The following is a 24,932-nucleotide window of genomic DNA, read 5'->3' as shown; positions in this document are numbered from 1 at the left end:
CCCGCCCACCTTCCAACGTGATGACCACAAGCGCCGTTCATCGGACTCAAGCCGCCGAGCGCCTTCCCGGCACCGGAGTGCCCGGCGGTTCGTGGCCGAGCGGGGTCACCAGCGTCAACTCCGGATAGCCATTCTCGATAAGCTTGACGGCGGCCTGCGTCACCTCATCATCCGGCTCCAGCATGGAGAGGAACACTTCGGTCGCATCGCCACCCAGACGGCTGATGCCTTGGGCGTCGGCGGGACCGCATTCGACTACCACCAGGTCATAGGCGGTGGTCAGCGATTGCATGATGATCGGCAGCCGGTCGGCGGCGCGCATGGCGCGAACCGGATCGGCGGTGCCGACAGGAATGACATGGCAGTCGGAATAGAGGTCGGGGTGGATGACTTCGCTGAACTGCGCCTGCGACGCGAGCAGATTGGTGATGCCCGGGAACAGTCCGCTGTCGAGCATCGGTCGCGAGGCGGCGCCGGAAGCCGTGAGGTCGAGCAGCAGCACGCGCAGGCCGGCGTCGGAGACCTCACGCGCCACCAGGATCGCGGAGGCGGCCGCCTCGTCACCTTCGGGCGACACGAAGATGGCGCGCGCGGCGCCGCTTGCGATCAGCTTTTCCGCCGCTTTTTCAACGTCGATCTCGCCCAGCACCGAACGCGGCCTGGTTTTGGCGACCGGGACGGCCTCGGCAACAGGGACGGTTTCGGCGACCGGTGCGCCGGCGGCGGGTTCGACCTCTATGGCAGATTCCGCCGGCGAGAGCAGATCCGGTTCCACCATCATCTCCGGTTCCACCGCTTTCTCAGCGTGGTGCTCAGGCCCGGACTCTGGAATGATCGTCGTTTCCCTGGCCGCGACCGGCATCGCCACCTCGTCGATCGGCTCGAAGCGAGCGCCGCTGGCCGGGCGCATGGCGCGGCCGGAAAAGAGTTCGCGCAGCAGCGTGAACACCGACATGAGCAAAAGCGAGGCGGCAAAAGCAGCACCGACGATCGGCCCGATCTTGGGGAAGTAGGCCTCGGAAGGCACTACGGCCTTCGAGATGACACGCGCGTCGACCGGCACGTAATTGCGATCCTGGCGCGAAGCCGCCTCGCGGTAGTTGGTCAGGTAAAGTTCGAGCTGCTGGCGCTTGGCGGCAGCGTCACGCTGCAGCGCATCGAGACCGACCTGCTGTTCGCCTGCCTCCGCGGAAGCCGCCTTCAGCGTGTTGACGTCGGCGACGAGCTGGCTCTCACGTGACTTGGCGGCATCGGCCTGCATCGCCAGGCCCTTCATCACCTTTTGAGCTTCACTGCGGATCTGCGCGTCGAGATCGGCTAGCTGCGATTTTGCCGCGCGGATGCGCGGATGATTGTCGAGCAGCGTCGTCGACAGGTCGGCGATGTTGGCGCGCAGTTCGACCTGCCGTTCGCGCAAGCGCTGGATCAGATCGGATGACAGCACCTCGGGCAGCGAATCCAGCGAGCCGCCATTCTGCAGCGCCTTGCGCACGCTGTCGGCGGTGCCTTCGGCGGCGGCGCGGTTGGCCCGCACCCGCGACAATTCGGTCGACAGTTCGGCCAGTTGTTGGGTGGCGAGCACAGAATTGTTGCCGCCCACCAGAAGGTCCGACTGGGCGCGATAGGCGGCGACCTTGGCCTCGGCATCCCTGACCTGCTTCTGCAAATCGGCGATCTCGGGAGCCAGGAAGTCCGCCGCGGCGGTGTTGGATTCGAGCTTGGCCGCGCCCTGCCCGGCAATGTAGGCGGCGGCAATGGCATCGGGGATAGCAGCCGCGAGCTTGGGATCTTCCGAGGAGAACTCGATGGCGATGATACGCGTCTTTTCGACGCCATAGACGTTGAGCTTCTCGCGCATCTTCTTCAGGACGCGCTCATCGACCGGGATATCCAGGGGATCGTTCTTCAACCCCACCAGGATCAGCAGGCGGCTGAGAGGCGACATATCGACAGTTTCATCGAATTCGTGCAATCGCGACAGATCAAGCTTCTGCGCCACCCGCTTCAGGATTTCGTTGGACGAAATGATCTGGACCTGGGTGGCGACGCCTTGCTCATCGAGGATCGGCTTGTCGCTGTCATTACTGCCGGCGGGGCGCGTGTAGACGGATTCACGCGTATCGATCTGAACCTGCGTCTGGGCCTTGTAGTGCTTGGTTGCCAGCGAAGCGAGCGCAAACGCCAACCCGGTGACCACCAGGGAGACGACCAATATTCGCAGCCAGTTCCTCGCCAGGCTGGCGAAGAGCTGCCTGAGATCGACGTCAACGTCTGCGGCCGTGGACTGAACGGACATGCATCCTACTCCGATACGGATCGCATGCACCGTAAACAACTATGGTAACTCAGCCGTTAAGATCACAGCAAGCTTCCGCTAGGACTTACTGGGAGGCGCCAAGCAAAATCGCCAAAGTTGTAAAACTCCTGTCGATCGATGCCGTATCGGTCGTACCCTTTACCGGCCATTAACCCTAACAGGACGATAACGGACGCGCTCTCAGATGTTTGCTGCGACGCCGCAGCGGCCAGTCGAAGGTATGTGTCCTGTCATGAAAAGCACTGCTTCCCTCTTTCGCGCGCTGCTTGCCGTGTCGATGCTTGCTGGCTGCTCCAGCTACCGGCCGACGCCGGCCGCCTTCCACGAGGTGCTCGATCAACCCTATCGCCTGGGCGCCGGTGACCGCGTCCGCGTCACCGTGTTCGAACAGGACGGGCTGACCAACACCTATAGTGTCGACCAGTCCGGATATCTCTCCTTCCCGCTGGTCGGTGCCGTGCCGGCGCGCGGCCACACCGCCCAGCAGATGGAAAAGGAAATCGCCGACAAACTGCGCCAAGGCTATCTGCGCGATCCCGATGTTTCCGTCGAGATCGACCGCTACAGGCCTATCTTCGTCATGGGCGAAGTGGGCGCCGCCGGCCAGTATTCCTATGTGCCCGGCCTCACCGTTCAGAAAGCCGTCGCCATTGCCGGCGGCTTCACGCCGCGCGCCAACCAGGAAAGCGTCGACATCACCCGAGATATCAACGGGAAGGTGATGACCGGCCGGGTTGTTACGTCGGACCCGCTGCTGCCCGGAGATACCGTCTATGTGCGCGAACGTCTGTTCTGACGAACACACGTGGCGGACAAACTCAGGATCGTCCATTGCTTTCGTTCACCTGTCGGCGGGATATTTCGGCATGTGCGGGACCTCGCGGAAGCTCAGGTCGCCGCCGGCCATTCGGTCGGCATCGTGTGCGATTCGACCACAGGCGGGGAATTCGAGGAGCGCTTGTTCGATCGGATGAAGGCCATACTGGCGCTCGGCATCCATCGCACGCCGATGCAGCGCCATGTCGGACTGGGGGATCTCGCCTCGGCCTGGCGCACCTACGGAATCATCAAGGAATTGCGGCCGGACGTGCTGCACGGGCACGGCGCCAAGGGTGGCGCCTATGCCCGTCTGTTCGGCTCACTGTTGCGGGTATCAAGGTCTCGCGTAGCCCGCCTTTATTCGCCGCATGGCGGTTCTCTCCACTATGACGAGAGCACGTTCACGGGAAAGCTGTTCTTCGCGCTCGAGCGATCCATGGCTCACTTCACCGACTGTCTGCTGTTCGTCTCGGACTATGAGCGACGCACCTATCGCAGGAAGGTCGGCGAGGCGCCCATTCCGAACGCGCTGATCTACAATGGCCTGCGCGCGGCTGAGTTCGACCCCGTTCCGGAGAAGCCCGGAATGGTGGACCTGCTCTACATCGGCATGATGCGTGACCTCAAGGGACCCGACATCTTCATCGACGCGCTGGCCCTTGCGGGGACACGGCTCGGACGCCCGCTGGGCGCGGTCATGGTGGGCGACGGCGACAACCTGCCTCGGTACCGCGCGCAAGTGAGGCGGCTCGGGCTTGACGGCAATGTGCGTTTCCTGCCGCCGATGCCGGCCAGGGATGCCTTTGCGCTGGGCGCGCTGGTCATCGTTCCTTCGCGCGCCGAAGCATTGCCGTATGTCGTGCTCGAGACGCTGGCGGCGGGAAAACCGATGATCGCCACGGCCGTTGGCGGCATACCGGAGATCTTCGGCGCCGATTCCCCTGCCCTGATCAGACCTGATCCGTTGCAGCTTGCCGACAAGATCGCCGAAGCGCTGGCCGATCCCGCCGCCTATCGAAAACTGATGCCCGATCGCGCCGATCTGGAGGCACGCTTCGGAGCCGATGTCATGGCTGCCGAGATCGAGAAAGCGTATTTCGCGGCGCTGGCCAAATAAACCACCGGCCCAAGCCCTTCCAAAGCCGCGCGTTGTTTCAAGGGTTTCTTAGCTCTCTTTTGCTATTGCCTGGGGGAAGCTTGCGGAAATCCCATGAACGAGATCGATCCCGTGCACCGCATTTCGGCAGAGGCTGTGCGCAAACTCGACACCCCGACCGATGGCGGCATGCCGGGCGGCATGAATGATGTCGCCCGTCAGGTCGCCTCGCAATACCGGCGCGATACGATGTCGCCGATCATGGTCAGCGGCGTCCTGCGGATGGTCGAGTTCGCAGTGCTGTTCCTTTCCGGCCTCGGCGTCTATTTCTACTTTGTCGGCTTCTTCAACTATTTCGCCTGGCAATATCCGCTGACGATCGCCGCCGCGTCGTTCCTTGCAGTGGTGCTGCTCGACGTCACCGATTGCTACCAGATCGTCTCGCTCGTGCGGCCGATCGCCAATTTTGGACGTTTGCTGCTGGTCTGGGCCGGCACGTTCGCCCTCATGGCGCTGACGGCATTCGTGATGAAGATATCTGAAAACTATTCACGATTGCTGTTCGGCACCTGGTTCGCCGTCGGTTTCATTCTCATCTTCGGCCTGCGGCTGGTGATGTCGAAGCTGATCCGGCGCTGGGCGCGCGACGGCCACATGGAGCGGCGCGCCGTCATCGTCGGCGGCGGCAAGGCAGCGGAGGTCCTGATCCGCTCGGTCGAGAGGCAGCCCTACAACGACATCCGCATTTGCGGCATTTTCGACGATCGCAGCGACAAACGCTCGCCGCCTATCGTCGCCGGCTATCCCAAGCTCGGCACAATCTCGGAGCTGATCGAATTCGCCCGCATCGCCCGCATCGACATGCTGATCGTGTCGCTGCCGCTGACCGCCGAATCGCGCGTGCTGCAATTGCTGAAGAAACTGTGGGTGCTGCCGGTCGACATCCGGCTGTCGGCGCATTCGAACGCGCTGCAGTTTCGTCCACGCGCCTATTCCTACATCGGCTCGGTGCCGATGCTCGACATCTTCGACAAGCCGATCAACGACTGGGATTCGGTGGCCAAGCGCGCCTTCGACATCGTTTTCAGCCTGATCGGCATCGTCGTGTTCTCACCGGTGATGCTGGCGACCGCTATCGCCATCAAGCTCGACAGCAAGGGACCGGTGCTGTTTCGCCAGAAGCGGCATGGTTTCAACAATGAGGTGATCGAAGTCTACAAATTCCGCTCGATGTATGCCGACCGGTCGGACCCGACCGCCAGACAGACGGTCACCAAGAACGACCCGCGCGTTACCCGCGTCGGCCGCTTCATCCGCAAGACCTCGATCGACGAGCTGCCGCAGTTCTTCAATTCGCTCTTGGGTTCGCTGTCGCTGGTCGGCCCGCGGCCGCACGCGATTGCCGCGCAGTCGCACAACCTGCTCTACAACGAAGTGGTCGACGGCTATTTCGCGCGCCACAAGGTCAAGCCCGGCGTTACCGGCTGGGCGCAGATCAATGGCTGGCGCGGCGAGATGGACACCAACGAGAAGATCCGCATGCGGACGGAATACGACCTCTATTATATCGAGAACTGGTCGATGCTGTTCGACCTGCGGATCCTGTTCCTGACGCCGATTCGGCTGCTCAACACGGAAAACGCCTATTGAGCGCGGTCACCCATGACCTGCCGCGCGCGGCGGTCAATGCGAAGCTGATCGCGCTGATTTCCTCGGGCGCGGTCGGGCTCGGCATCCTGCTTTCCGGCTTCGTCATCAGCGAGCCGGCTCCTTACGAGATCTACATGGCCGGCCTGATCGCCATCTGGGCGCTTTTCGGTTTGAGGATTTCGCACGCGGCCGCGCCGCTGCTGGTGCTTCTGGTGACGATGAATATCGGCGGCATGATCGCCATGACGCAGATGTCAGACCTCGCCAACACGCCGCTCTACCTTGCAGTGTCGCTGTTTCTCGCCTTCAGCGCGGTCTTCTTCGCATCGGTCACCGCCACGCAGCCGAGCCTCTACCGGCTGATCTTCATTGCCTATGTCGTATCCGCGGTGATGACTTCGCTACTCGGCATAGCAGGGTATTTCCATGCCTTCCCGGGCGCGGAGATGTTCACCAAATACGACCGCGCCGCAGGCGCCTTCCAGGACCCGAACGTGTTCGGGCCGTTCCTGGTGCTGCCCGGCATCTATCTGCTTTATCTGCTGCTGACCGGGCCGGTCTCGCGCATGCCGCTGCTGGCGGTGCCGCTGCTCATCATCACATCAGGCATCTTCTTTTCCTTCTCGCGCGGCGCGTGGGGCATGTTTGCCGTCTCTGCCGTTCTGCTCACCGGCTGTCTGTTCCTTCAGAGCAACAGCGGCATGTTCCGGCTGCGCGTGGTGGTGATGACCATCGCGGCATTGTCGCTGCTGGCGATCGCCATGATCGTCATCCTGCAGCTGCCCGGCGTGGCGGAGATGTTCTCCAACCGTGCCCATCTCGAACAGAGCTACGACACCGCCCGCCTCGGCCGCTTCGCCCGCTATGCGATCGGCTTCCAGATGGCGATGGAGCATCCGTTCGGCATCGGGCCTCTGGTGTTCGGCACCATCTTCGGCGAGGACACCCACGATATCTGGCTGAAGATGCTGATGGACTATGGCTGGCTCGGCTTCGTGTCGTTCCTGACGCTCGTCATCTGGACGATATGTGCCGGATTCCGCATCCTGCTGCGCGACCGGCCATGGCAGCCTTATCTCCTGTGCGCCTATGTCGCCTTCATCGGCAATGTCGGGCTCGGCACCTTCATCGATATCGACCATTGGCGCCACGTCTACCTGCTGCTCGGATTGGTCTGGGGCGCGATCGCGCTGGAACACCGTCATCAGCGGCAATTACGGCTGGCGATGCCGAAAGCTTCACGTGACCGCGGAGCGCTATCGGCTCGATAGTCGCCGCCGCCGACAGGCAGCGCGCGCTGCCGCTGTCGCACGATCATGGCCGGCGAAATTCGACGCGATGACAGGCCCGATTATCGTTTTGCGGCATCGCTGTCGGCCGCGGCGCGAGACAGGAACATCTGCGTCGTCTCGGCGAGATGGCTCTTGAGCCAATCCGCCATCGCCTCCTCTTCGCGCAGATTCTGCTCAGACACACGCGCCACCTCGGCCTCCCCTTCGGCGTTGGCCGCGGCGATGAGCATCGTGTAGGAGGCAATCTCCATATGCTCGAAAGTATAGCTGGCGAGCGAGCCCTTCATCACCTCGTCGCCGGCAAACACGCCGCTGATCGACTGGGCCATGGCGGTGAGCTTGCCGCCTGCGTCTTTCATCGCGGAGGATCCCTCTCCGATCCGGTCAAGACAGCTTTTGAGGCGCGAGGCCTGCTGCCGCGTCTCGTCGAGATGCTGACGGATGCGGTCGCCGAGTTCCGGATAGCTTTCGAGGCGTGACAGTTGCCCGGAGAGCATCGTCTCGGCCTGCTCCTCCATGGCGTGAGCGTCTCTCAGCCACTGTATCAACCAGTCGCGCGATTGTGTCATGAAGCTCTCCCTTTGGGTTGCTCGCCCAAACCGCGAGCGGAGAGGATGGCTCCGCCCGGGCTATGGCAGGTTCGGCCAGAGGCGCTGCCAACGCGCGGATTGGCCGCCGACGCGACGGTCACTTCTTGCTCTGGCCCGAGGCATCGGCCAATGCCGGGTTCACCAGCTTGCTGCGGACGTCCCGCGCCATTCGCAGATGCTCCAGTACGGCCGGCAGGATATCCGAGGCGAAATGCTGGACATCCGGATCCTGGCCGGAGCCGATCTCCCATTCAAGGAGTTGCACAGTCTTCTGATGCTCGACGATCTGGCCGCTGATGTAAGCCAGATCGAATTCGACGCCTGTAAGCTTTTCCAGCCTGGTACGCATCTCCTCGTGCTCGGCATCCAGCCCAGGCGGAAGCGGCATCTTGGCCGCTTCGGCGAGCGACTTCAGCCTGTCGTTCGCCCTCTGGTGGTCGTCAACCATCCTGCGGGCAAAGTCTTTCACCGCGGCATTTTCGGATTTTCCGGCAAGCTCGCCGAAGCGGACCTCGGCCAGACCGCCAGCAGCGGTAAGCTGCGCGAACAGCCGGTCCTGATAGTTGGTTTGGTGAGGCATTGGCTTGCCGGGAGATTCCTTCATCGTGTCCGGCGCCATGCCAGCCGGATTGCCGAACTGGGCGAAGGCGGTGGCGGCAGGCAGAAGCGCAAGCCCCACGACAGTTGCGAGTAGACGCATGCGAACCTCCTCGGGAAGCGTATCGCGCCGGATATCACGGCGCGCTTTCTCAGAGCACGAGCAGATAGGCGACCAGCGCGTCCTTTTCCGATTGGTCGAGTTTGGTGCCCAGCACCAGATTGAAGAACTCGACCGTGTCGGCGAGCGTCATCAGGCGGCCGTCATGCAAATAGGGCGGCGTGTCCTTGATGCCGCGCAGCGTGAACGTCTTGATCGGACCGTCGGGAAGCTCGACCATGTCGTTGACGGTCTGTCCTGGCTTGTAGAAACGATCGAGCTTCAGATCGTGCATGTTGTTGTCCATGAAGGACGTCTGCGGATTGTGGCATTGGGAGCAGCGGCCCTTGCCCATGAACACCGCTTCCCCTTTCAATTCCTCTGCTGACGCCAGTGCCGGATCGAGGCGGCCAAACGGATCGAGCTTAGGCGCCGGCGGGAAATCGATGATGTTTTGCATCTGTGCCATCATCGCCACCTGGTTCGGGCGGTCAGGCAGGTTGACGCCCTTGCGGGTGGCACTGACATGATCGCCATTGAAATACGCGGTGCGCTGCTCGAATTCGGTGAAATCCTCCACGGACCGCAATGAGCGCTTCGATCCATGTATCTGCTGGTTGAAGAGGCCGCGCAGACTGGTGGTGTCGAGACGGAAGCGCGCCGCCTGCGGCCTGATGTCGGGTGTCTGATGGAAGGCGGCGTTAGTGTTGAAATTGGAATGGCAATCAAGGCAGGCGACACCCATGCTCTGGCCAGCGACCTTGCGGTCCTCGGTCTGATTGAACTCTTCCTGCGGGAATGGCGTCAGCAGAAGCCGCAAACCCTCCATCTGTACTGGGGTGATGATGCCGTTCATGATCTCGTAGTAATTGCGGATGGTAAGCAGTTCGCCGCGCGAGACATCGCCGAGTTCAGGGTGGGTGGTCAGGAAAATCGGTGGCGGGAATTCGGGCGTCAGGTGATCGGGAAGATCGAAATCGACGTCGAAGCGGCGCAGATCACGGCCTTCCTGGCGGCCGATCTCGCGGATTTCCTTCTCGGGAAACACTTGGCCTCCGGCAGCCTGCTTGACATGAGGTAGCGGCAGGAAGCCAGCCGGCAGAAGACCCTGGTCACGAATATCGCCGGGGCTCATCGAGCTTAGCCTGTCCCAGGTCGAGCCACCCGCCAGCTTGACCCTGACGCCACCCTGGACCGGCTTCTTGCCGTCGGTCATCATCACGCCCGGTATCGGACGGTCAGCCAGATCATAACGTTGCTCCAAAAGCTTCTTCTGACGCTCCATCACGCCAGGCTTCTGCGCCTCGTCATCGGCTTTCACCGCGGAAAAGGGCTGGCTCGGCAATGGCCGATAGGTGATGTCAGGAGGCAGCGGATCCGAGAACGCACTGATGCTGGCCGCCGCGACGATGATCGCGCACGGAAGGCCGATATGGAGTTTGCCGGTCATTTCGTCCCTCCTAAGTTCCCCGGACGGTTGCCAAACCGGACCGGGGGCGGTTTGTTCCAAGGCGGGAGTTGGCGAAAGGGAATTTATTTCCGCCACCGGATTGAGCCATCGCCGGGCCCGTCATCTCTGAATGCAGGGCGACATCTTCCCCGCCTCGAACGGCGACGCCACGTTTGGAAAGCAATTCCCGGCCAAGAGGGCCCCGACAGGTGGAGGCATTTACTCTGAAGGAAGCCTTGCTCATGGCATGGTCCACGGAGCGACCCGGGAACGCCCGTGGGACTTCCGGTCAGGTTTGACGCGATTTATCGGCGATGGTTGGTTCTGCTTCCGGAGGCGGTTTTAGCGCTTGCGCGCCAAGCCTCGAATATATATGGCTTTGCGCGGTCCGGAGTGTAGCGCAGCCCGGTAGCGCACTTGACTGGGGGTCAAGGGGTCGTCGGTTCGAATCCGGCCACTCCGACCATTTTAAACAAGGACTTACCCCCAAAGTCCGTCTCATCTATCGCCATCTACCCCTGGCACACATCGACCCATTCGGCGCCGGTGAGATCAGCCATGCGTTGCGGTGCGATGCGCACCGCCGCGTTGGTGGCGCCGGCGGCGGGCACCACCTCTTCGAAACCGCGCAGCGACACGTCGCAATAGACCGGCAGCGGCGCCGGCAGGCCGAACGGGCAGACACCGCCGACCGGATGGCTGGTTGCCTCGATAACCTCAGCGGCCTCCAGCATGCGCGGCTTGCTGCCGAACCGATCCTTGAACTTGCGATTGTCCAGCCTGGCGGTGCCGCTGGTCACGACCAGCATGGTGCGTTCGCCGACGCGAAGGCAGATCGTCTTTGCGATCTGTGCCGGCAACACGCCGTGCGCCTGCGCAGCCAATGCTACGGTTGCCGAACTCGCGTCAGTCACGATCACGTCGATGTCAGGCGCCTTGCTGGCAAAGAAGGCACGAACGGATTCCAAGCTCATCGAAACCCCGCGGATCGAAATGACGAAGCAGCAAGCTAGGCCGGCGCGTCCATAAACACGTGCCGAAGCCTTCAGTCACGGCAAACAGAAAACCCGCCAAGGTCCCCGGCGGGTTTTCGAACATGCATGGCACTGGCGCTACAGCGCGGGGCGGTCTTGCGCGGCCCGCGCCTGCACGGCCGTGCCGAGCAGCGCCTCCTGAGGAAGCCGAAGCGCCGACGCAATACGGCGCAGTTGCGACGGATCGGCCGTCCTGCCGTTCTCGATATCCTCGATTTCGTCGACCGACAGACCGGTTGTCAGGGAAAGCTCCTCGACACTGTATCCCTTGGTTTCCCGAATCGTTCTGAGGGCGCTATGGCCTTGCCCGGCTTCGCTGGCAACCAGTTCCGGGAGGGGTTCGCGCTTTGCACTGTATGGCATTGGCAACTCCGTTGGCTGAAAGAGTTTGATGAAAATGGTGTTGCCTGAGACGGCGAGAACATGCCCGCTTGCGGGTGATTTGCCAAGTCACAAACTGGCCGTCACAGCATCGTGAACCATGCCTGGCGGACGCCGCTCGCAACCGCTCTCGATCAAGTTCTTTTGAACACCTGATCACCTCGTCCCTCGATGATTTTTACGACCCCGTTCGTTGGTTCAATTGCGCCGGCGCGAAACCCAAGACGTTGCCGGCGCGGCTGTCATTTTCCTGAAAGGATCGATGCGATGAAATTGCGGACAATCATGATCGTGCTCGGCACGCTTTCCAGCCTTGGCCTTGCTGCAACCAGCGCGCCGGCGGCAGACACGGTGCGGGTGCGCGGCGTCGTGGCCAGTTCCGACCAATCCCAGCTGACGGTGAAAAACCGCCAGGGTGGCATGGATAAGATCAAGCTCGCTGCCGGATGGAAGATATCGGGCGTCGCGGGCGCGTCGGTAAAGGACATCAAGCTCGGCGATTTCCTCGGCATAGCATCCCTGTCGAAGGCCGATGGCGGCAGCGGCGCGCTCGAGGTCGTGGTGTTTCCCGCAGCCTTGAAAGGCACGGGCGAAGGCGACCGCGCCTGGGACCTCAAGCCCAACAGCCGCATGACCAACGGCACCGTCGCCGACGTGACCGACGTGAATGGCCGCGCGGTGACGCTGACCTATGACAACGGCCAGACAAAGAAGATCTCAATCCCCGACAAGACGCCGGTCGTCACCTTTGCGCCGGCCACGCCGGCCGATCTCAAGCCCGGCGCGCCCGTCGTGGTCACCGCGACGCGCGGCGCCGACGGCACGCTGAGTGCCAACCGCGTCGTGGTCGGCAACAATGGCGTGGTCCCGCCCATGTAAGCCGGTTGCGTCTGCGGCCCCGTACCGAAATTTCTCCCGCTCATCGGCGCTGTGGGCTCAGCCTGTCGGTGGAGCCCACAGCCTTCGCCGCCAGACACATTCCAGAAACAAAATTCTATATTCGGGAAATACTGACGAAAAAAAACGGGAGCGTAATCCCGCTCGCGGCGAACAGGCTGTTGGCCTGATTCAGATTGCCTGCGAAAAAAGGAAGATATCCATGAAGAAGTCCCTCCTCTCGGCCCTCGGGCTTGCAGTTGCACTTGCATTCACCATGCCAATTCTCGGCGCGACCAGCGCTGATGCGGCGCCGATGCACAAGCATCACCGTCATCATCGCAAGCACCATCGCAGCCACCACTACCATCATCACCACCACCACAAGGTTATGGGCAAGAAGGCCTGAGCTTAACCGACTGCCAATGAGAAGACCGGCTTTGGCTTCTTGTTCGAAGCCGGTCTTCTCCTGGTTTCCTCCGGATACGCGCCGTATCAGCGCGATCTCGCAGCGCTACAACGAGCGCCTGCTCTGACGAAAAAACCCCTGTTCGTGCTGCAGACCGACAAGCTGGGGCTATGGCCCTTTTTTCGTGGCACCCACAGGCGCCGCTGTCCTAAACCGGGTGCACTTTCGGGCAACATGAATCGCCCGCGCACCGATCCAGCGGAACCGAGGAACAAAATAAAGGTCAGCGCCGGCTGAACAGCAGACTGGCGACCAGACCAAGCACCACAAAGCCGATCGCCGCGGCCGCCGCCGGATGCTCGCGGGCGGATTTCTCGATCGCCCTGCCCCGCTCGCGGATCGCCGGCAACGCATCGTGCAGACGTTCCGCAAGGTCGGAATACGTGTCAAGCGCCGCGTCGCGACCGTCTTCGTAATAGGCGCCGCCCCGCCTGGACGCAGCCTTCTTCAGGGCCGCCAATTCCCTGGAGAGTGCAGCGACCCGCCTGTCGAGATCGACGTCCGAGAGGGTCGAGAATAATGCCATGATGCGTTTCCTTGTCTGCTCAAGCCTTGTCTTGCTCAAGAAAACGTAACGCATCACCCAAAGGCGGGTTCCCGTTTCAGGCGCCGGCCGGTTGCCCGTCAGCGCACTTGGTCGAGGAGGCGCTTGCATTCGAGGAGGTCGAACAACGCTTCCTGCAACAGCGCGCGATTGTCCCGCGACAGTTTCGAAGCGTCCGGCTGGACCGGGCCTTCCTCGTCGCTCTTGCCAAGACCGAAGAAACGGCGGCTGGGCTTGACCCTCGGCTGGCCAACCAGTTCGTCATCTCCGCCGCGCGGCTGCGCTGCCGCCGTCAACGGCACCTGGTCGGCCTGCTTTCGTTGCGAGATCGCCTCGACGGCGGCCATATCGCCATTGCCGATGGCAACCAGGAAATGGTTGCCGTTTTCGCGCAACAGCTTCTGCACGCCCTTGATGGTGTAGCCCTGGTCGTAGAGCATATGGCGAATGCCCTTGATCAGTTCGACATCCTGCGGCCGGTAGTAGCGGCGGCCGCCGCCGCGTTTCATCGGCTTGATCTGGTTGAAACGCGTTTCCCAGAAGCGCAGCACGTGCTGCGGCAGATCGAGGTCTTCGGCGACCTCGCTGATGGTGCGAAAGGCGTCAGGGCTCTTGTCCATGGGCGAAATCCTCACACTGGAGCATGATCCCGGGACATGGGAACCGGCGTTCGAACGAGATGCCCTCGACAGGAGGGGAGCTCATTCCGGCTGCGCGTAACGATCACGCGGAACACCAATCCGGCCATGTTGCCGAATCGGGTCTCATTTCAGCGGTTTGTGAGGCAATATTCAAGCCCGGCATCATCGCAAGGCCTGTTTTCAACCGTGCATTTGCAGCGAGCCTACTTGCCGCCCTTTGCCTTGCCGCTCTGGTGGGAGCGCAAGATGCGGTTCTTCAGCACGTTCGACGACTTGAAGGTCATCACCCGGCGCGGCAGGATCGGCACCTCTTCGCCGGTCTTGGGATTGCGCCCGATGCGCTCGTTCTTGGAGCGGACGTGGAACGTCGCGAAAGACGACAGTTTCACCGTCTCGCCACGGACGATCGCCTCGCAGATCTCGTCCAGCACCGCCTCGACGAGTTCGGCCGATTCCGTGCGCGACAAACCTACCTTGCGGTAAACGGCTTCGGCAAGGTCGGCGCGCGTAAGTGTCTTTCCCCCCATGCGACCGTCCCATCAGCTCAAACATAAAATCGACACAACAGCGGCAGAGCCTAAGTAATTGATCCGGCAAGGTCAAGGACCGAACCGGACCGTTCGGCACTTACCAGCGAAGCAGAACCGCGCCCCAGGTGAAGCCGCCGCCCATCGCTTCCAGAAGCACAAGGTCGCCCTTTTTGATGCGGCCATCGGCAACAGCCACGGAAAGCGCCAGCGGCACGGAAGCAGCCGAGGTGTTACCGTGCAGATTGACCGTCACCACCACCTTTTCCTCAGCTATCCCGAGCTTCCTGGCGGAAGCGTCAATGATCCGTTTATTGGCCTGATGCGGCACGAACCAGTCCAGGTCGTCGGCGGTGATGCCGGCCTGCGAAAACGTCGCCTCGATGACGTCGGTGATCATGCCTACCGCATGTTTGAAGACCTCGCGGCCTTCCATCCTGAGGTAGCCGACCGTTCCCGTCGTCGAAGGCCCGCCGTCGACAAAGAGCTTGTCCTTGTGCGCGCCGTCGGAGCGCAGGCTCATCGCCAGCACGCCGCGGTCGGCAATACTGCCGCCCCCTTCGCCGGCTTCAAGAACCAGGGCGCCGGCGCCGTCGCCGAACAGTACGCAGGTCGAGCGATCGGTCCAGTCGAGGATGCGCGAAAAGGTTTCCGAGCCGATCACCAGCACGCGCTTGGCCAAGCCGCCGCGAATATAGAGGTCGGCCGTGGTTACCGCATAGACGAAACCCGAGCATACCGCCTGCAGGTCGAAGGCAAAGCCGTGATGCATGCCGAGCCGGTTCTGGATCTCGACGGCCGTGGCCGGAAAAGTATTGTTGGGCGTCGAGGTCGCCAGCACGATCAGGTCGATGTCTCCGGGCGTCAGGCCGGCATCGGCGAGCGCTGCGCGCGCCGCCGCCTCACCCAGCGAAGCGGTGGTCTCGTCGTCGGCCGCGATATGGCGCTGGCGGATGCCGGTGCGCTGGGCGATCCACTCGTCCGAGGTTTCGACCATGCCTTCAAAGTCGGCATTCTTCATGATGCGGCGGGGCAGCGCGGCGCCCATGCCGCGCACGACTGATCTGATCAAAGTTCTTTCCTATTCCTTTGCGTCGCTGACGACGTCGGATTTCCTAGATGTCTGGGCATGCGGATTGCGCGCATGGAACAAGTCCAGGTCGGCCTCGATGCGGTCGAGCAGATTGTTGCGCACCATATCGTAGCCGAGTTCGATGGCGGCGGCGAAACCATCCGAATCGGCGCCGCCGTGGCTTTTCACCACAATGCCGTTCAGCCCCAGGAAAACGCCGCCATTGGAGCGGCCGACATCCATCTTTTCGCGCAGGCGATCGAACGCGCCCTTGGCGAAGATATAGCCGATCCTGGCCATCAGCGTACGGCTCATCGCCGCCCGCAGGTAGCCGCCAATCTGGCGCACCGTGCCTTCCGCCGTCTTCAGGGCGATGTTGCCGGCGAAGCCTTCGGTGACGACGACGTCGACCACGCCCTTGCCGATATCGTCGCCCTCGACGAAACCGTGATAGTTCATCGAGGCCATATTGGCTTCACGCAGCATGCGCCCAGCCTCCTTGACCTCTTCCTGGCCCTTGATCTCCTCGACGCCGACATTGAGCAGGCCGACACTGGGCCGCGAGACGCCGAAGACCGATCGGGCCATGCCGGTTCCAAGGATGGCAAAATCAATGAGCTGGTGCGCATCCGCGCCAATGGTGGCGCCGACGTCGAGGACCACGCTTTCGCCGCGCAGCGTCGGCCAAAGTGCCGCGATCGCCGGGCGGTCGATGGTGGCCATGGTGCGCAGGCAGAATTTCGACATCGCCATCAGCGCGCCGGTGTTGCCGGCCGAGACGCAGGCGTCCGCCGTACCCGACTTGACCGCCTCGACAGCCTTCCACATCGATGACTTCCAGCGGCCATGGCGCAGTGCCTGGCTCGGCTTGTCGTCCATCCTGACGGCCACCTCGCAGTGGAAGAATTCGCTCACACCGGCCAGCTTGGGAAATTTGGCCAGTTCGGGTCGTACGGCCTCCTCCCGCCCGTAGATGACGAAGCGGACGTCGGGACGGCGGGTCGCGACCGTCATGAGCGCCGGAATGACCACGGCTGGTCCGTGATCGCCGCCCATGGCATCGATGGAAATCCTGATCACGCGGTATTCATCTCACGGTTTTGCTTAGGCGGCGGATCGTTTTAGTGATCGCGAAGGTTCGGCGAAAATAGCGGTTTTGGACATTCGCACAACCGACTTTTCCGTCGCGGGTGAGGTTTTCAGGATTTTCCCAACAGCGACCGCAGTTTCTGCTGAAATTCATTCTCCACCGGTTCGGCCTCGCGGCCGGCATCAAGCGACGCACCCGGCTTGCGCGGATAAGGATCGATGGCCAGTCCGAAGAACTGCTCGGCGAGTGCCCCGACATCGATCGTGTCGCCTGAAAATGTTTCGGGACTGTCAGGTCCATCCGCGTCGAGTAGGATCTCGCCGCCGCCTTCGAATCCCTGTCGTCCAAGCTTGGAATCCTCGGGCAGGAACAGAGCCTCGAATGATTCGTCGATATGCGCCCCAACCGGATCGAGGGTGACGATACAGGCCTGGGTGATGTCGGCCTCGACCCGGCCGCTGACCTTCACGCCATTGCGTTTCCACGGCGTCACCAGGAATTCGGCACGGTAGGCCTCGACCGAGAGCAAGCTGTGCTCTTCGGCGAGTGTTGCGCGCTGGGTGGCGTCGGCCTCGATGACCACCGGCAAGCCCTTCTGCGGCAGGCGGGCGACGTTGGCAAAAAACGATACCGGACTTTGCGGATCGGTGTGCTTCATCGATCTGCCTCCTGGGCGAGCGGAAAGGTCACCGTGCCGGAGACGATCGCCCGGCACGGCTGCGTGGCCAGCCGGTTGCGGGCATCGGCGACATAGTCGGACAGTCGTGACGCTTCCGCCCAGGCCGCGGCGTCGGGCCGGACATTGCGTGCAAGGGCGGCGGTGAGCCCATCATGATCATTGCGCTCCAATGCGTCGTCATAGGCGGCGGTGCGGCCATAAAACATCTTCGCCAGCTTTTTCATGCGCTTGGGCACTCCGACATCGCCAATGCCGAGTTCCCGCAGCGAATGGTCGACGTCGAGGAAAAACTCGTCGATCAGCACCTGCGCGATCTCCTGCGCCACGCCGTCTTCCCCACGCAGCCGGTGCTGGACCAGGAACATGTGCAGCGACAGCATTTCGAAACGCCCAAGCGGCGTGTCCGGCACATTCCAGTGGGAATAAAATACGGTCTGCCGCGCGGCCGCCACGATTTGTGCGTAAAGCGCGTCGGTGATGGCGCGGTTGGCGTGGCGTTCGCGACCAAAAAGGCGCTGGAACATGGGGATGGTCTCCGGGGACCGTTTGTTGAATTGGCCTTGTTGCATCGGCAAGCAAGCTGGTTTACCGGTTTTGCGGCCCAGCGCAAGTTGCGGCGATATAATGGAGAATTGTTGTTGCGCGCGCTGAATTTCAAGTCGACCTTCTCTTCCAGGCCCGCTGGCGCGATCTCGCTGCTGGCCATCATTGCGGCGCTTTCGGCCTGCAACAGTTCCAAGATGATCGGTGATCTGAACCCCAGCGAAACGCTGACGCAGGGGTATGTCATCGATCAGCAGGCGATCGATTCGGTGCCGGTCGGCTCAAGCCGCGAGCAGGTGCTGCTCGCGCTCGGCACGCCCTCGACGACGGCGACCTTCGACAATGAGGCCTTCTATTACATCTCGCAGACTCGCAAGCGCTACGTCGCCTTCGACAAGCCGCGGCTGATCGATCAGCATGTGCTGGCGGTTTATTTCGGGGCCGATGGGCGGGTCACCCAGATCGCCAATTACGGCCTGAAGGACGGCAAGATCTTCGATTTCATATCGCGTACCACGCCGACTGGCGGCAAGGACCAGAACTTCCTCAGCCAGATCATCAACGGCGCCAGCAAGCTGGCGCCCGGCATTCCCGGCGGCGGCACTCCCTGATCTCAGACCCGCCTCCCCTTGGGGATGGCAGCACCATCTCAGGCGACCAAAAACCCGTGGGAGCGATCCCACGGGTTTTTGTTATCATGGGGCGGGAGAGGCCGGCTCGTCGGCGATGGGCAGACAGCGACGGCAGGACGCGGACGCAGCCGTTGAAATTCGTTTTCCCCCTTCCAAAACCGCCGTCAAATAAAAACCCGCGGGGATTGCTCCCCGCGGGTTTTCAATGTCGAGCTTTGCCGCTCAGCCGTGCGCCAGCACCGCCAGCAGCAGGAGCGCCACGATATTGGTGATCTTGATCGCCGGGTTGACCGCCGGGCCGGCCGTGTCCTTGTAGGGATCGCCGACCGTATCGCCGGTCACCGAGGCCTTGTGCGCCTCGGAACCCTTCAGGTGCTTGATGCCGTCCTTGTCGGTGAATCCGTCCTCGAACGACTTCTTGGCGTTGTCCCAGGCGCCGCCGCCCGAAGTCATCGAGATGGCGACGAACAAGCCGTTGACGATGACGCCGAGCAGAGAGGCGCCGAGAGCCGCAAAGGCCGACGCTTTCGAGCCCGAGATCAGCAGCACGCCGAAATAGACGACGAGCGGCGCCAACACCGGCAGCAGCGACGGGATGATCATTTCCCGGATCGCCGCCTTGGTCAGAAGATCTACCGCGCGCGCATAGTTCGGCTTGGACGTGCCGGCCATGATGCCCGGGTCGTCACGGAACTGCTTGCGCACCTCCTCGACGATGGCGCCCGCCGCGCGGCCGACGGCCGTCATGGCGATGCCACCGAACAGATACGGGATCAAGCCGCCGAAGATCAGGCCGGCGACGACGTAGGGGTTGGAAAGATCGAAGGAGACCTCGCCCATGCCCTGGAAGTAGGGATATTTGTCGCCATTGGCGGCAAAGAATTTCAGGTCGTTCGAATAGGCCGCGAACAGCACCAGTGCGCCGAGGCCCGCCGAACCGATGGCATAGCCCTTGGTCACCGCCTTGGTGGTGTTGCCGACCGCGTCGAGCGCGTCGGTGGAGTGGCGCACTTCCTTGGGCAGGCCGGCCATTTCGGCGATGCCGCCGGCATTGTCGGTGACCGGGCCAAAGGCATCGAGCGCGACGATCATGCCGGCAAGGCCGAGCATGGTGGTGACGGCGATCGCCGTGCCGTAGAGGCCGGCGAGCTGATAGGTCGAGATGATGCCGCCGACGATGACGATGGCCGGCAGTGCCGTCGATTCCAGAGAGACCGCAAGGCCCTGGATGACGTTGGTGCCGTGCCCTGTCACCGAGGCCTGGGCGATCGAGTTGACCGGACGCTTGTTGGTGCCGGTGTAGTACTCGGTGATCACGACGATGAGACCGGTCACCACGAGGCCGATCAGGCCGCAGATGAACAGGTTCTTGCCGGTGATGACCATGCCGGCGACAGTGCCGACCTCGCCCCAGCCAAGCGTGGCCGAGGTGGCGACGCCCAAGCCCACGATGGACAACAGGCCGGTGACGATCAGCCCCTTGTAGAGCGCGCCCATGATCGAACCGTTGGAGCCGAGCTTGACGAAGAAAGTACCGACGATCGAGGTCAGGATGCAGGCGCCGCAGATAGCGAGCGGATAGAGCATCGCGGCACTCAGAACCGCGGTGCCGCCAAAGAAGATGGCGCCCAGCACCATGGTGGCGACGACTGTCACCGCATAGGTCTCGAACAGGTCGGCCGCCATACCGGCGCAGTCGCCGACATTGTCGCCGACATTGTCGGCAATGGTGGCGGGGTTGCGCGGATCATCCTCGGGAATACCAGCTTCGACCTTGCCGACCAGATCGCCGCCGACATCGGCACCCTTGGTGAAGATGCCGCCGCCGAGACGGGCGAAGATCGAGATCAGCGAGGCGCCGAAGCCGAGCGAAACCAGCGAGTCGATGACGATACGGTCATTGGGCTGAAGCCCCATGAAATGGGTGAGGATCAGGTAGTAGATCGACACGCCAAGCAGGGCAAGGCCGGCAACAAGCATGCCGGTGATGGCGCCCGACTTGAATGCGATGTCGAGGCCGGCGGCAAGGCTGTTGGAAGCGGCCTGTGCCGTGCGAACATTGGCCCGCACCGAAACATGCATGCCGATGAAGCCGGCCGCGCCCGAAAGCACGGCCCCAATCAGGAAGCCGATCGCGGCGGTGATGGACAGCAGCCACCAGGCGAGCAGCAGCACGACCACGCCGACGATGGCGATGGTGGTGTACTGGCGCGCCAGATAGGCTTGCGCGCCCTCACGGATGGCGGCGGAGATTTCCTGCATGCGTGCATTGCCCTGGTCCGACGCGAGGACCGAACGTGTCGCCCAGATGGCGTAAAGGACAGAAAGCAGGCCGCAGGCGATGACGGCGGAAATTATGGTCATGCCGGGTTTTCCTCGATTGCTGGCCCAAAAGAACCCCTCCCTGGGCCGTTGAGACAAAGACGGAATCCCGTGCGCGGAATCCCCCTCTTCGCAGCGGTGTATGCGAAACAGGGCCGCGAACGTCAAGATATTGTTCGGTTTTTGCCCGGCTTTCGCCCAAAAGAGCCAGACGGCGGCAGGTGTCGCCATGCCGCTGCTGCTTTATATCGATTGAAATCACGGATCAGCACTCAGGTTTGGCGCAGATCACCGTCTGGCTGGATGACGAAGATCAGCACCGCCAGCATGGTCATGTAGAACATGAATGCCTTCTGCTGGCCGTTCCAGATGCTCGATTGCCACATGGCGAACCACTCGCCGCCCACCACCATAAATCCAAGATACCAGATCAGGAATCCCATCGTCGCGGCGATAACGGCGAATTTCTTGGCATCGTTGAAAACCTCTCCGCTGGCATTGCGCGCTTGCCACAGGTTCCAGGCCGCGATCAGGTAGAGCAGACAGGTCAGCGCCTCGCCGGCGATGATGAGCCAGTAGCCCGTCGTCCATAGCGAGGGGTTGGTGATCGAGCGATACATCAGCGCGTTGCCGGGAAAGGTCGTGTCCATGCTCAGCACGTGCTGGACAAAGGCGAAGTTTGACCCGTAATCGGTGACGTTGCCGAAAGCGACAAGAAAGGCGAAAGCCGCCAGACAGAGACACATGACGATCTTGGAGAAGCGCAAGGTCATGGCAAGAACTCCTGCTGAAGGATCGGGGCATCGGCCCAATCAATCGCCGAGTCCCGAAGATCGCGCAACTGGCAGGCGGGTGTTGATTACGCTCACGGCCAGCGCAAGACATTATGCCGGCAAGCAAGTCATCGCCGAACCCATCGAGGCGCTGCAGCTCGGCAGCGATTGCGCCGTGGGTGATCTTGTCTCGCTCGTGAAAGCCGGCACACAACACGACTTTGCCGTCATCTGCCGCCGCTGGATCTGCAAAGAGCAAGGCATCGAACTCGAACTGACGCTCGACCACCCTGCCCGTTCAAGTGGACGTTGAAAGATCGGAGCACCGGGACAGAAGCCTACTCGGCCTGGCGCCCCATGCGCCGCGCGGCATAGCGTTCGACCGCCGACAACCCATCATAGATCAGCACGGCCAAGGCGGCGACGATCAGGCCGCCCTGCAAGATGAAAGCGAGATTGTTGGACAAGAGCCCGGCAATGATCACCTCGCCCAATGTCTTCGCTGCAACCGTCGAGCCAATGGTGGCGGTGGCCAGGCTGATAACCACCGACAGCCTTATCCCGCCGAGGATGACCGGCGCGCTGAGCGGCAATTCGACCTTCAGCAGCCTTTGCCAACCGGTCATGCCGGCACCGCGCGCCGCTTCCATGACATTGCCGGGCAACGTCGTCAAGCCGGTCAGCGCGTTCTCGAAGATCGGCAGCAGACCATAGAGGAACAATGCGATCAGCGTCGGCTTCTCGCCGAACCCGACCGCCGGCACGGCAAGCGCCAGCACCGCCACCGGCGGGAAAGTCTGGCCGATATTGACCAGGCTGCGTGACAGCGGCAGGAATTCGGCGCCGGCAGGCCTGGTGACCAGGATGGCGAGCGCGACCGCCACGATGGTGGCGGCGAGCGTGGCGATCAGCACGGTGCGCAGGTGCAGCAGCATCAGCGTCAGCAGGCTACCCTGATTGTAGATCACCGGCGCGCCGTTCTCGGTCAGCGGCTTGAGCAGCGGCTCGAACCAGCCGGGACTGGTGACGAAAGCGACCAGCAGCACCACCAGCGCAAGCCTGAGCAGCAACGGCAGCCAGGCTTTCATGCCGGCCTCGCCGCACGCTTCACCAAGCCGTCGACGGTAACGCGACCGAGCGGCTTGCCGTCGGCATCCTTGACCGGCAGCGCCGGGCGGCCGGACCAGAGAAGTTCGGCCAGCGCGTCGCGCTGGCTGGCGTCGCCAGGAATCGCCTCACCTTCCGCCGCGCCCTTTTCGACTGCGTCGCGCACGCGGCCGAGCGACAGCAGCCGAAACGGTTTTTCGCTGGCGCCGACCAGGGTCTCGACGAAGCCGCTGGCCGGCCTCGCCAGTATCTCCGCCGGCCTGGCATATTGTACCAGCTTGCCGGCATCCATGACGGCGATCTTGTCGCCCATATGCACGGCCTCTTCCATGTCGTGGGTGACGAGGATGATGGTGGTGCCGAAGCGCCTCTGGATCGCAAGCAGGTCTTCCTGCGCCTTGGTGCGGATGATCGGGTCAAGCGCGCCGAACGGCTCGTCCATCAACAGCACGTTGGGTTCGGCCGCGAGCGCGCGGGCGACGCCGACGCGCTGCTGCTGGCCGCCGGAGAGCTCGTGCGGGTAGCGCGGGCCGTAGGCCTGCGGGTCGAGCTGATAGAGCGTCATCAGTTCGTCGACGCGCGCCTTGATGCGATCCTTATCCCAGCCAAGCAGCACCGGCACGGTGGCGATGTTCTGCGCCACCGTTCGGTGCGGGAACAGGCCGTGGCCCTGGATGGCGTAGCCGATGCTGCGCCGCAGCTCGTAGCCGGGCACCGAGCGGTTGTCGGCGCCGTCGAGCTTGATGACGCCGGAAGTCGGCTCGACCAGCCGGTTGATCATGCGAAGCAGCGTCGTCTTGCCGGAGCCCGAGGTGCCGACGATGACGCAAAGGGTGCGGGGCTCGATGATCATCGAGACTTCATCGACCACCGTGGTCGCATCGTAGCGCTTGGTAATGCCTTCGATCTCGATCATGCGGGGTCCGCCCTGCGCTTGGTTGAGGTCATTTCGATCACCGCGTCGAGAATGATGGCAGCAGCGAAGGCGAGCGCGACCGTCGGCACGGCGCCAAGCAGCACCAGGTCCATCGCGGTCTGGCCGACGCCCTGGAAGACGAACACGCCGAAGCCGCCGCCGCCGATCAGGGCAGCGATGGTGGCGAGGCCGATGTTCTGTACAAGCACGATGCGGATGCCGGTGAGGATCACCGGGAAGGCCAGCGGAAACTCGACGCCGAACAGGCGTTGGCGATCGGTCATGCCCATGCCGCGCGCCGCGTCATTGGCGGCACGCGGCACACCGGCAAGGCCGACCACGGTGTTGGCGACGACCGGCAGCAGCGAATAGAGGAACAGCGCCACGAACGCAGGTGCCGTTCCGATGCCGCGGATACCGAGCGCGGCCGCTCCCGGCACATGCGCCGCCACCCAGCCGAGCGGCGCGATCAACAGGCCGAACAGCGCGATCGAGGGAATGGTCTGGACGATGTTGAGCACGTTGAGCACGCCGGCGCGCAGGCGCTCGACGCGATGGCACAGGATGCCGAGCGGCAGGCCCAGTATCACCGCCGCCGCCAGCGAACCGAGCGCCAGCGTGACATGTTTGGCGCCCTCGGCCCAGAAACTGTCGGCACGGTTGAAATATTCCTTGAGGATCGAAAGGCTGTCCCAGGATCCCGATATCAGCAGCAGCCCGATGGCGAGCGCGGCAACGACAAGCACGCCGACACGTGACCAGGGAGACAGGTTCATTCTCGTCAGCACGTCGGCCAGCAGGAGGGTAAAGGCGAAGATCAGCAGCCAAAACCCGGAGGCGGGCGAAACGCGCGCGAAGGTATTGCCTGCCGGGGTCAGGAATGTCCCGGTGACGCCGATCAACAGCGCGAGAGCCGCCAGCGTGATCACGCTCGCGGCAAGGCGCAGGACGAGCGGCGTTTTCAGCAGCGCGACAAGCGCGGCTGTGACAACGATGGCCAAAAGCAGCGGGCCGGCCAGTGCCGGAAGTGCCTCTACGATCGAGCGCGCCTGGCCGGGCACGATGCGATTGGCGCGGAACGTGGCGAAGGGTGCTACGAAAGCCGCATAGGCAGCGATCGCGGCGATGACCACGCCGAGCTTGTCGAAGCGGAGGGTCATGGCTGCCCCTCAAAGGGGGAAATCTGCCACGAGGTACACAGTTGGCTGGCGACTGGCGAAAGCCGACGCGATTTCCGATCTCCCCCCTTGCGGGGGAGATGGCCGGCAGGCCAGAGGGGGGTGTGAAGGATCGCCAACTTTCGAGCGTCGGCTTGTTCGAAAACGGTCCTATCCGAGCGCGCAGCTGTGACGAGTTGAGAGGTCGGCGGGACAGCACCCCCCTCTGTCCTGCCGGACATCTCCCCCGCAAGGGGG

At 62.7% G+C, this 24,932-nt stretch carries 26 protein-coding genes and 1 tRNA gene; 9 read left to right on the top strand and 18 right to left on the bottom strand.

The window, feature by feature from the left end:
- Positions 1-46: 46 nt before the first annotated feature.
- Complete coding sequence (locus LB541_RS19430) at positions 47-2,296, bottom strand: GumC family protein (protein ID WP_224619358.1); 2,250 nt, start codon at positions 2,294-2,296, stop codon at positions 47-49.
- A gap of 253 nt (positions 2,297-2,549) precedes the next feature.
- Here LB541_RS19430 and LB541_RS19425 point away from each other — a divergent pair, with 253 nt between their 5' ends.
- From LB541_RS19425 to LB541_RS19410, 4 genes are all read left to right on the top strand, one after another.
- Complete coding sequence (locus LB541_RS19425; protein WP_140493982.1) at positions 2,550-3,113, top strand: polysaccharide biosynthesis/export family protein; 564 nt, start codon at positions 2,550-2,552, stop codon at positions 3,111-3,113.
- A 9-nt stretch (positions 3,114-3,122) separates the two neighbouring features.
- Entirely contained in the window at positions 3,123-4,253 is a 1,131-nt protein-coding gene (locus LB541_RS19420; RefSeq protein ID WP_224619356.1) for a glycosyltransferase family 4 protein, read from the top strand.
- A 93-nt stretch (positions 4,254-4,346) separates the two neighbouring features.
- Positions 4,347-5,882, top strand: a complete 1,536-nt coding sequence (locus LB541_RS19415; RefSeq protein WP_224619353.1) for an undecaprenyl-phosphate glucose phosphotransferase — start codon at positions 4,347-4,349, stop codon at positions 5,880-5,882.
- Positions 5,879-7,153 (top strand): O-antigen ligase family protein, encoded by a 1,275-nt coding sequence (locus LB541_RS19410; RefSeq protein WP_140493988.1) that lies wholly within the window; start codon positions 5,879-5,881, stop codon positions 7,151-7,153. Before LB541_RS19415 ends, LB541_RS19410 begins: the two co-directional genes overlap by 4 nt.
- An 80-nt stretch (positions 7,154-7,233) precedes the next feature.
- Here the strand turns inward: LB541_RS19410 and LB541_RS19405 are convergent, their stop codons facing one another.
- The 3 genes from LB541_RS19405 to LB541_RS19395 form a co-directional block, all read right to left on the bottom strand.
- Positions 7,234-7,743 (bottom strand): ferritin-like domain-containing protein, encoded by a 510-nt coding sequence (locus tag LB541_RS19405; protein WP_140493990.1) that lies wholly within the window; start codon positions 7,741-7,743, stop codon positions 7,234-7,236.
- 118 nt (positions 7,744-7,861) lie between these two features.
- Positions 7,862-8,464 carry a DUF4142 domain-containing protein gene (locus LB541_RS19400; protein WP_140493992.1) on the bottom strand — a complete coding sequence of 201 codons (603 nt, stop codon included), beginning with the start codon at positions 8,462-8,464 and terminating at the stop codon, positions 7,862-7,864.
- A 49-nt stretch (positions 8,465-8,513) separates the two neighbouring features.
- On the bottom strand, positions 8,514-9,911 hold the full coding sequence (locus tag LB541_RS19395) for a cytochrome B6 (protein WP_140556988.1): 1,398 nt from the start codon (positions 9,909-9,911) through the stop codon (positions 8,514-8,516).
- Between the two features lie 389 nt (positions 9,912-10,300).
- On the opposite strand from LB541_RS19395, the gene LB541_RS19390 reads away from it, so the two are divergent.
- Positions 10,301-10,377, top strand: a tRNA-Pro gene (locus tag LB541_RS19390).
- A gap of 46 nt (positions 10,378-10,423) precedes the next feature.
- Here LB541_RS19390 and LB541_RS19385 read toward each other — a convergent pair.
- Positions 10,424-10,885: a YbaK/EbsC family protein gene (locus LB541_RS19385; protein WP_140521801.1), complete on the bottom strand. Its 462-nt coding sequence runs from the start codon at positions 10,883-10,885 to the stop codon at positions 10,424-10,426.
- Positions 10,886-11,023: 138 nt separating this feature from the next.
- Positions 11,024-11,308, bottom strand: a complete 285-nt coding sequence (locus LB541_RS19380; RefSeq protein ID WP_140521799.1) for a helix-turn-helix domain-containing protein — start codon at positions 11,306-11,308, stop codon at positions 11,024-11,026.
- Between the two features lie 285 nt (positions 11,309-11,593).
- On the opposite strand from LB541_RS19380, the gene LB541_RS19375 reads away from it, so the two are divergent.
- Positions 11,594-12,205, top strand: coding sequence for a hypothetical protein (locus tag LB541_RS19375; RefSeq protein ID WP_224619351.1), 612 nt, complete (start codon positions 11,594-11,596; stop codon positions 12,203-12,205).
- 220 nt (positions 12,206-12,425) lie between these two features.
- A complete protein-coding gene (locus LB541_RS19370) occupies positions 12,426-12,611 on the top strand; it encodes a hypothetical protein (RefSeq protein WP_140494001.1) in 186 nt (61 codons plus the stop codon).
- A gap of 283 nt (positions 12,612-12,894) precedes the next feature.
- Here the strand turns inward: LB541_RS19370 and LB541_RS19365 are convergent, their stop codons facing one another.
- From LB541_RS19365 to LB541_RS19335, 7 genes are all read right to left on the bottom strand, one after another.
- A complete protein-coding gene (locus tag LB541_RS19365; RefSeq protein WP_140494003.1) occupies positions 12,895-13,197 on the bottom strand; it encodes a hypothetical protein in 303 nt (100 codons plus the stop codon).
- 98 nt (positions 13,198-13,295) lie between these two features.
- Complete coding sequence (locus tag LB541_RS19360; protein WP_140494005.1) at positions 13,296-13,835, bottom strand: MerR family transcriptional regulator; 540 nt, start codon at positions 13,833-13,835, stop codon at positions 13,296-13,298.
- A gap of 224 nt (positions 13,836-14,059) precedes the next feature.
- Positions 14,060-14,383, bottom strand: a complete 324-nt coding sequence (locus LB541_RS19355; protein ID WP_140494007.1) for an integration host factor subunit alpha — start codon at positions 14,381-14,383, stop codon at positions 14,060-14,062.
- Between the two features lie 100 nt (positions 14,384-14,483).
- Positions 14,484-15,455: a beta-ketoacyl-ACP synthase III gene (locus LB541_RS19350; protein WP_140494008.1), complete on the bottom strand. Its 972-nt coding sequence runs from the start codon at positions 15,453-15,455 to the stop codon at positions 14,484-14,486.
- Between the two features lie 9 nt (positions 15,456-15,464).
- Positions 15,465-16,535 carry a phosphate acyltransferase PlsX gene (gene plsX, locus LB541_RS19345; RefSeq protein ID WP_140494009.1) on the bottom strand — a complete coding sequence of 357 codons (1,071 nt, stop codon included), beginning with the start codon at positions 16,533-16,535 and terminating at the stop codon, positions 15,465-15,467.
- Positions 16,536-16,654: 119 nt separating this feature from the next.
- Entirely contained in the window at positions 16,655-17,203 is a 549-nt protein-coding gene (locus tag LB541_RS19340; protein WP_224619349.1) for a YceD family protein, read from the bottom strand.
- Complete coding sequence (locus LB541_RS19335; RefSeq protein ID WP_140494013.1) at positions 17,200-17,748, bottom strand: ubiquinol-cytochrome C chaperone family protein; 549 nt, start codon at positions 17,746-17,748, stop codon at positions 17,200-17,202. The genes LB541_RS19340 and LB541_RS19335 overlap by 4 nt, the downstream gene beginning before the upstream one ends.
- Positions 17,749-17,862: 114 nt before the next feature.
- Here LB541_RS19335 and LB541_RS19330 point away from each other — a divergent pair, with 114 nt between their 5' ends.
- Positions 17,863-18,378, top strand: a complete 516-nt coding sequence (locus LB541_RS19330) for an outer membrane protein assembly factor BamE (RefSeq protein WP_140494015.1) — start codon at positions 17,863-17,865, stop codon at positions 18,376-18,378.
- A gap of 243 nt (positions 18,379-18,621) precedes the next feature.
- On the opposite strand, the gene LB541_RS19325 is transcribed toward LB541_RS19330, so the two are convergent.
- Positions 18,622-20,763, bottom strand: a complete 2,142-nt coding sequence (locus LB541_RS19325) for a sodium-translocating pyrophosphatase (RefSeq protein WP_140521791.1) — start codon at positions 20,761-20,763, stop codon at positions 18,622-18,624.
- A 230-nt stretch (positions 20,764-20,993) separates the two neighbouring features.
- Entirely contained in the window at positions 20,994-21,494 is a 501-nt protein-coding gene (locus tag LB541_RS19320; protein ID WP_140494019.1) for a DUF2165 family protein, read from the bottom strand.
- Between LB541_RS19320 and LB541_RS19315 the strand changes: the two genes are divergently transcribed.
- Entirely contained in the window at positions 21,466-21,807 is a 342-nt protein-coding gene (locus tag LB541_RS19315) for a hypothetical protein (protein ID WP_224519177.1), read from the top strand. The two genes, LB541_RS19320 and LB541_RS19315, sit on opposite strands and share 29 nt — an antisense overlap.
- 25 nt (positions 21,808-21,832) lie before the next feature.
- Here the strand turns inward: LB541_RS19315 and LB541_RS19310 are convergent, their stop codons facing one another.
- From LB541_RS19310 to LB541_RS19300, 3 genes are read right to left on the bottom strand one after another with little or no spacing between them, the layout of a single operon-like run.
- Complete coding sequence (locus LB541_RS19310; RefSeq protein WP_140494023.1) at positions 21,833-22,582, bottom strand: ABC transporter permease; 750 nt, start codon at positions 22,580-22,582, stop codon at positions 21,833-21,835.
- Positions 22,579-23,517, bottom strand: coding sequence for an ABC transporter ATP-binding protein (locus LB541_RS19305; protein ID WP_140515705.1), 939 nt, complete (start codon positions 23,515-23,517; stop codon positions 22,579-22,581). Before LB541_RS19305 ends, LB541_RS19310 begins: the two co-directional genes overlap by 4 nt.
- Positions 23,514-24,677, bottom strand: a complete 1,164-nt coding sequence (locus tag LB541_RS19300; protein ID WP_140656123.1) for an ABC transporter permease — start codon at positions 24,675-24,677, stop codon at positions 23,514-23,516. The genes LB541_RS19305 and LB541_RS19300 overlap by 4 nt, the downstream gene beginning before the upstream one ends.
- Positions 24,678-24,932 lie beyond the last annotated feature (255 nt).

This window comes from Mesorhizobium sp. BR1-1-15 (genome assembly GCF_020165475.1).
GTDB lineage: Bacteria > Pseudomonadota > Alphaproteobacteria > Rhizobiales > Rhizobiaceae > Mesorhizobium.
The sequence above is the reverse complement of the archived record's forward strand: the minus strand, read 5'-3'. Positions and strand labels throughout refer to the sequence as shown.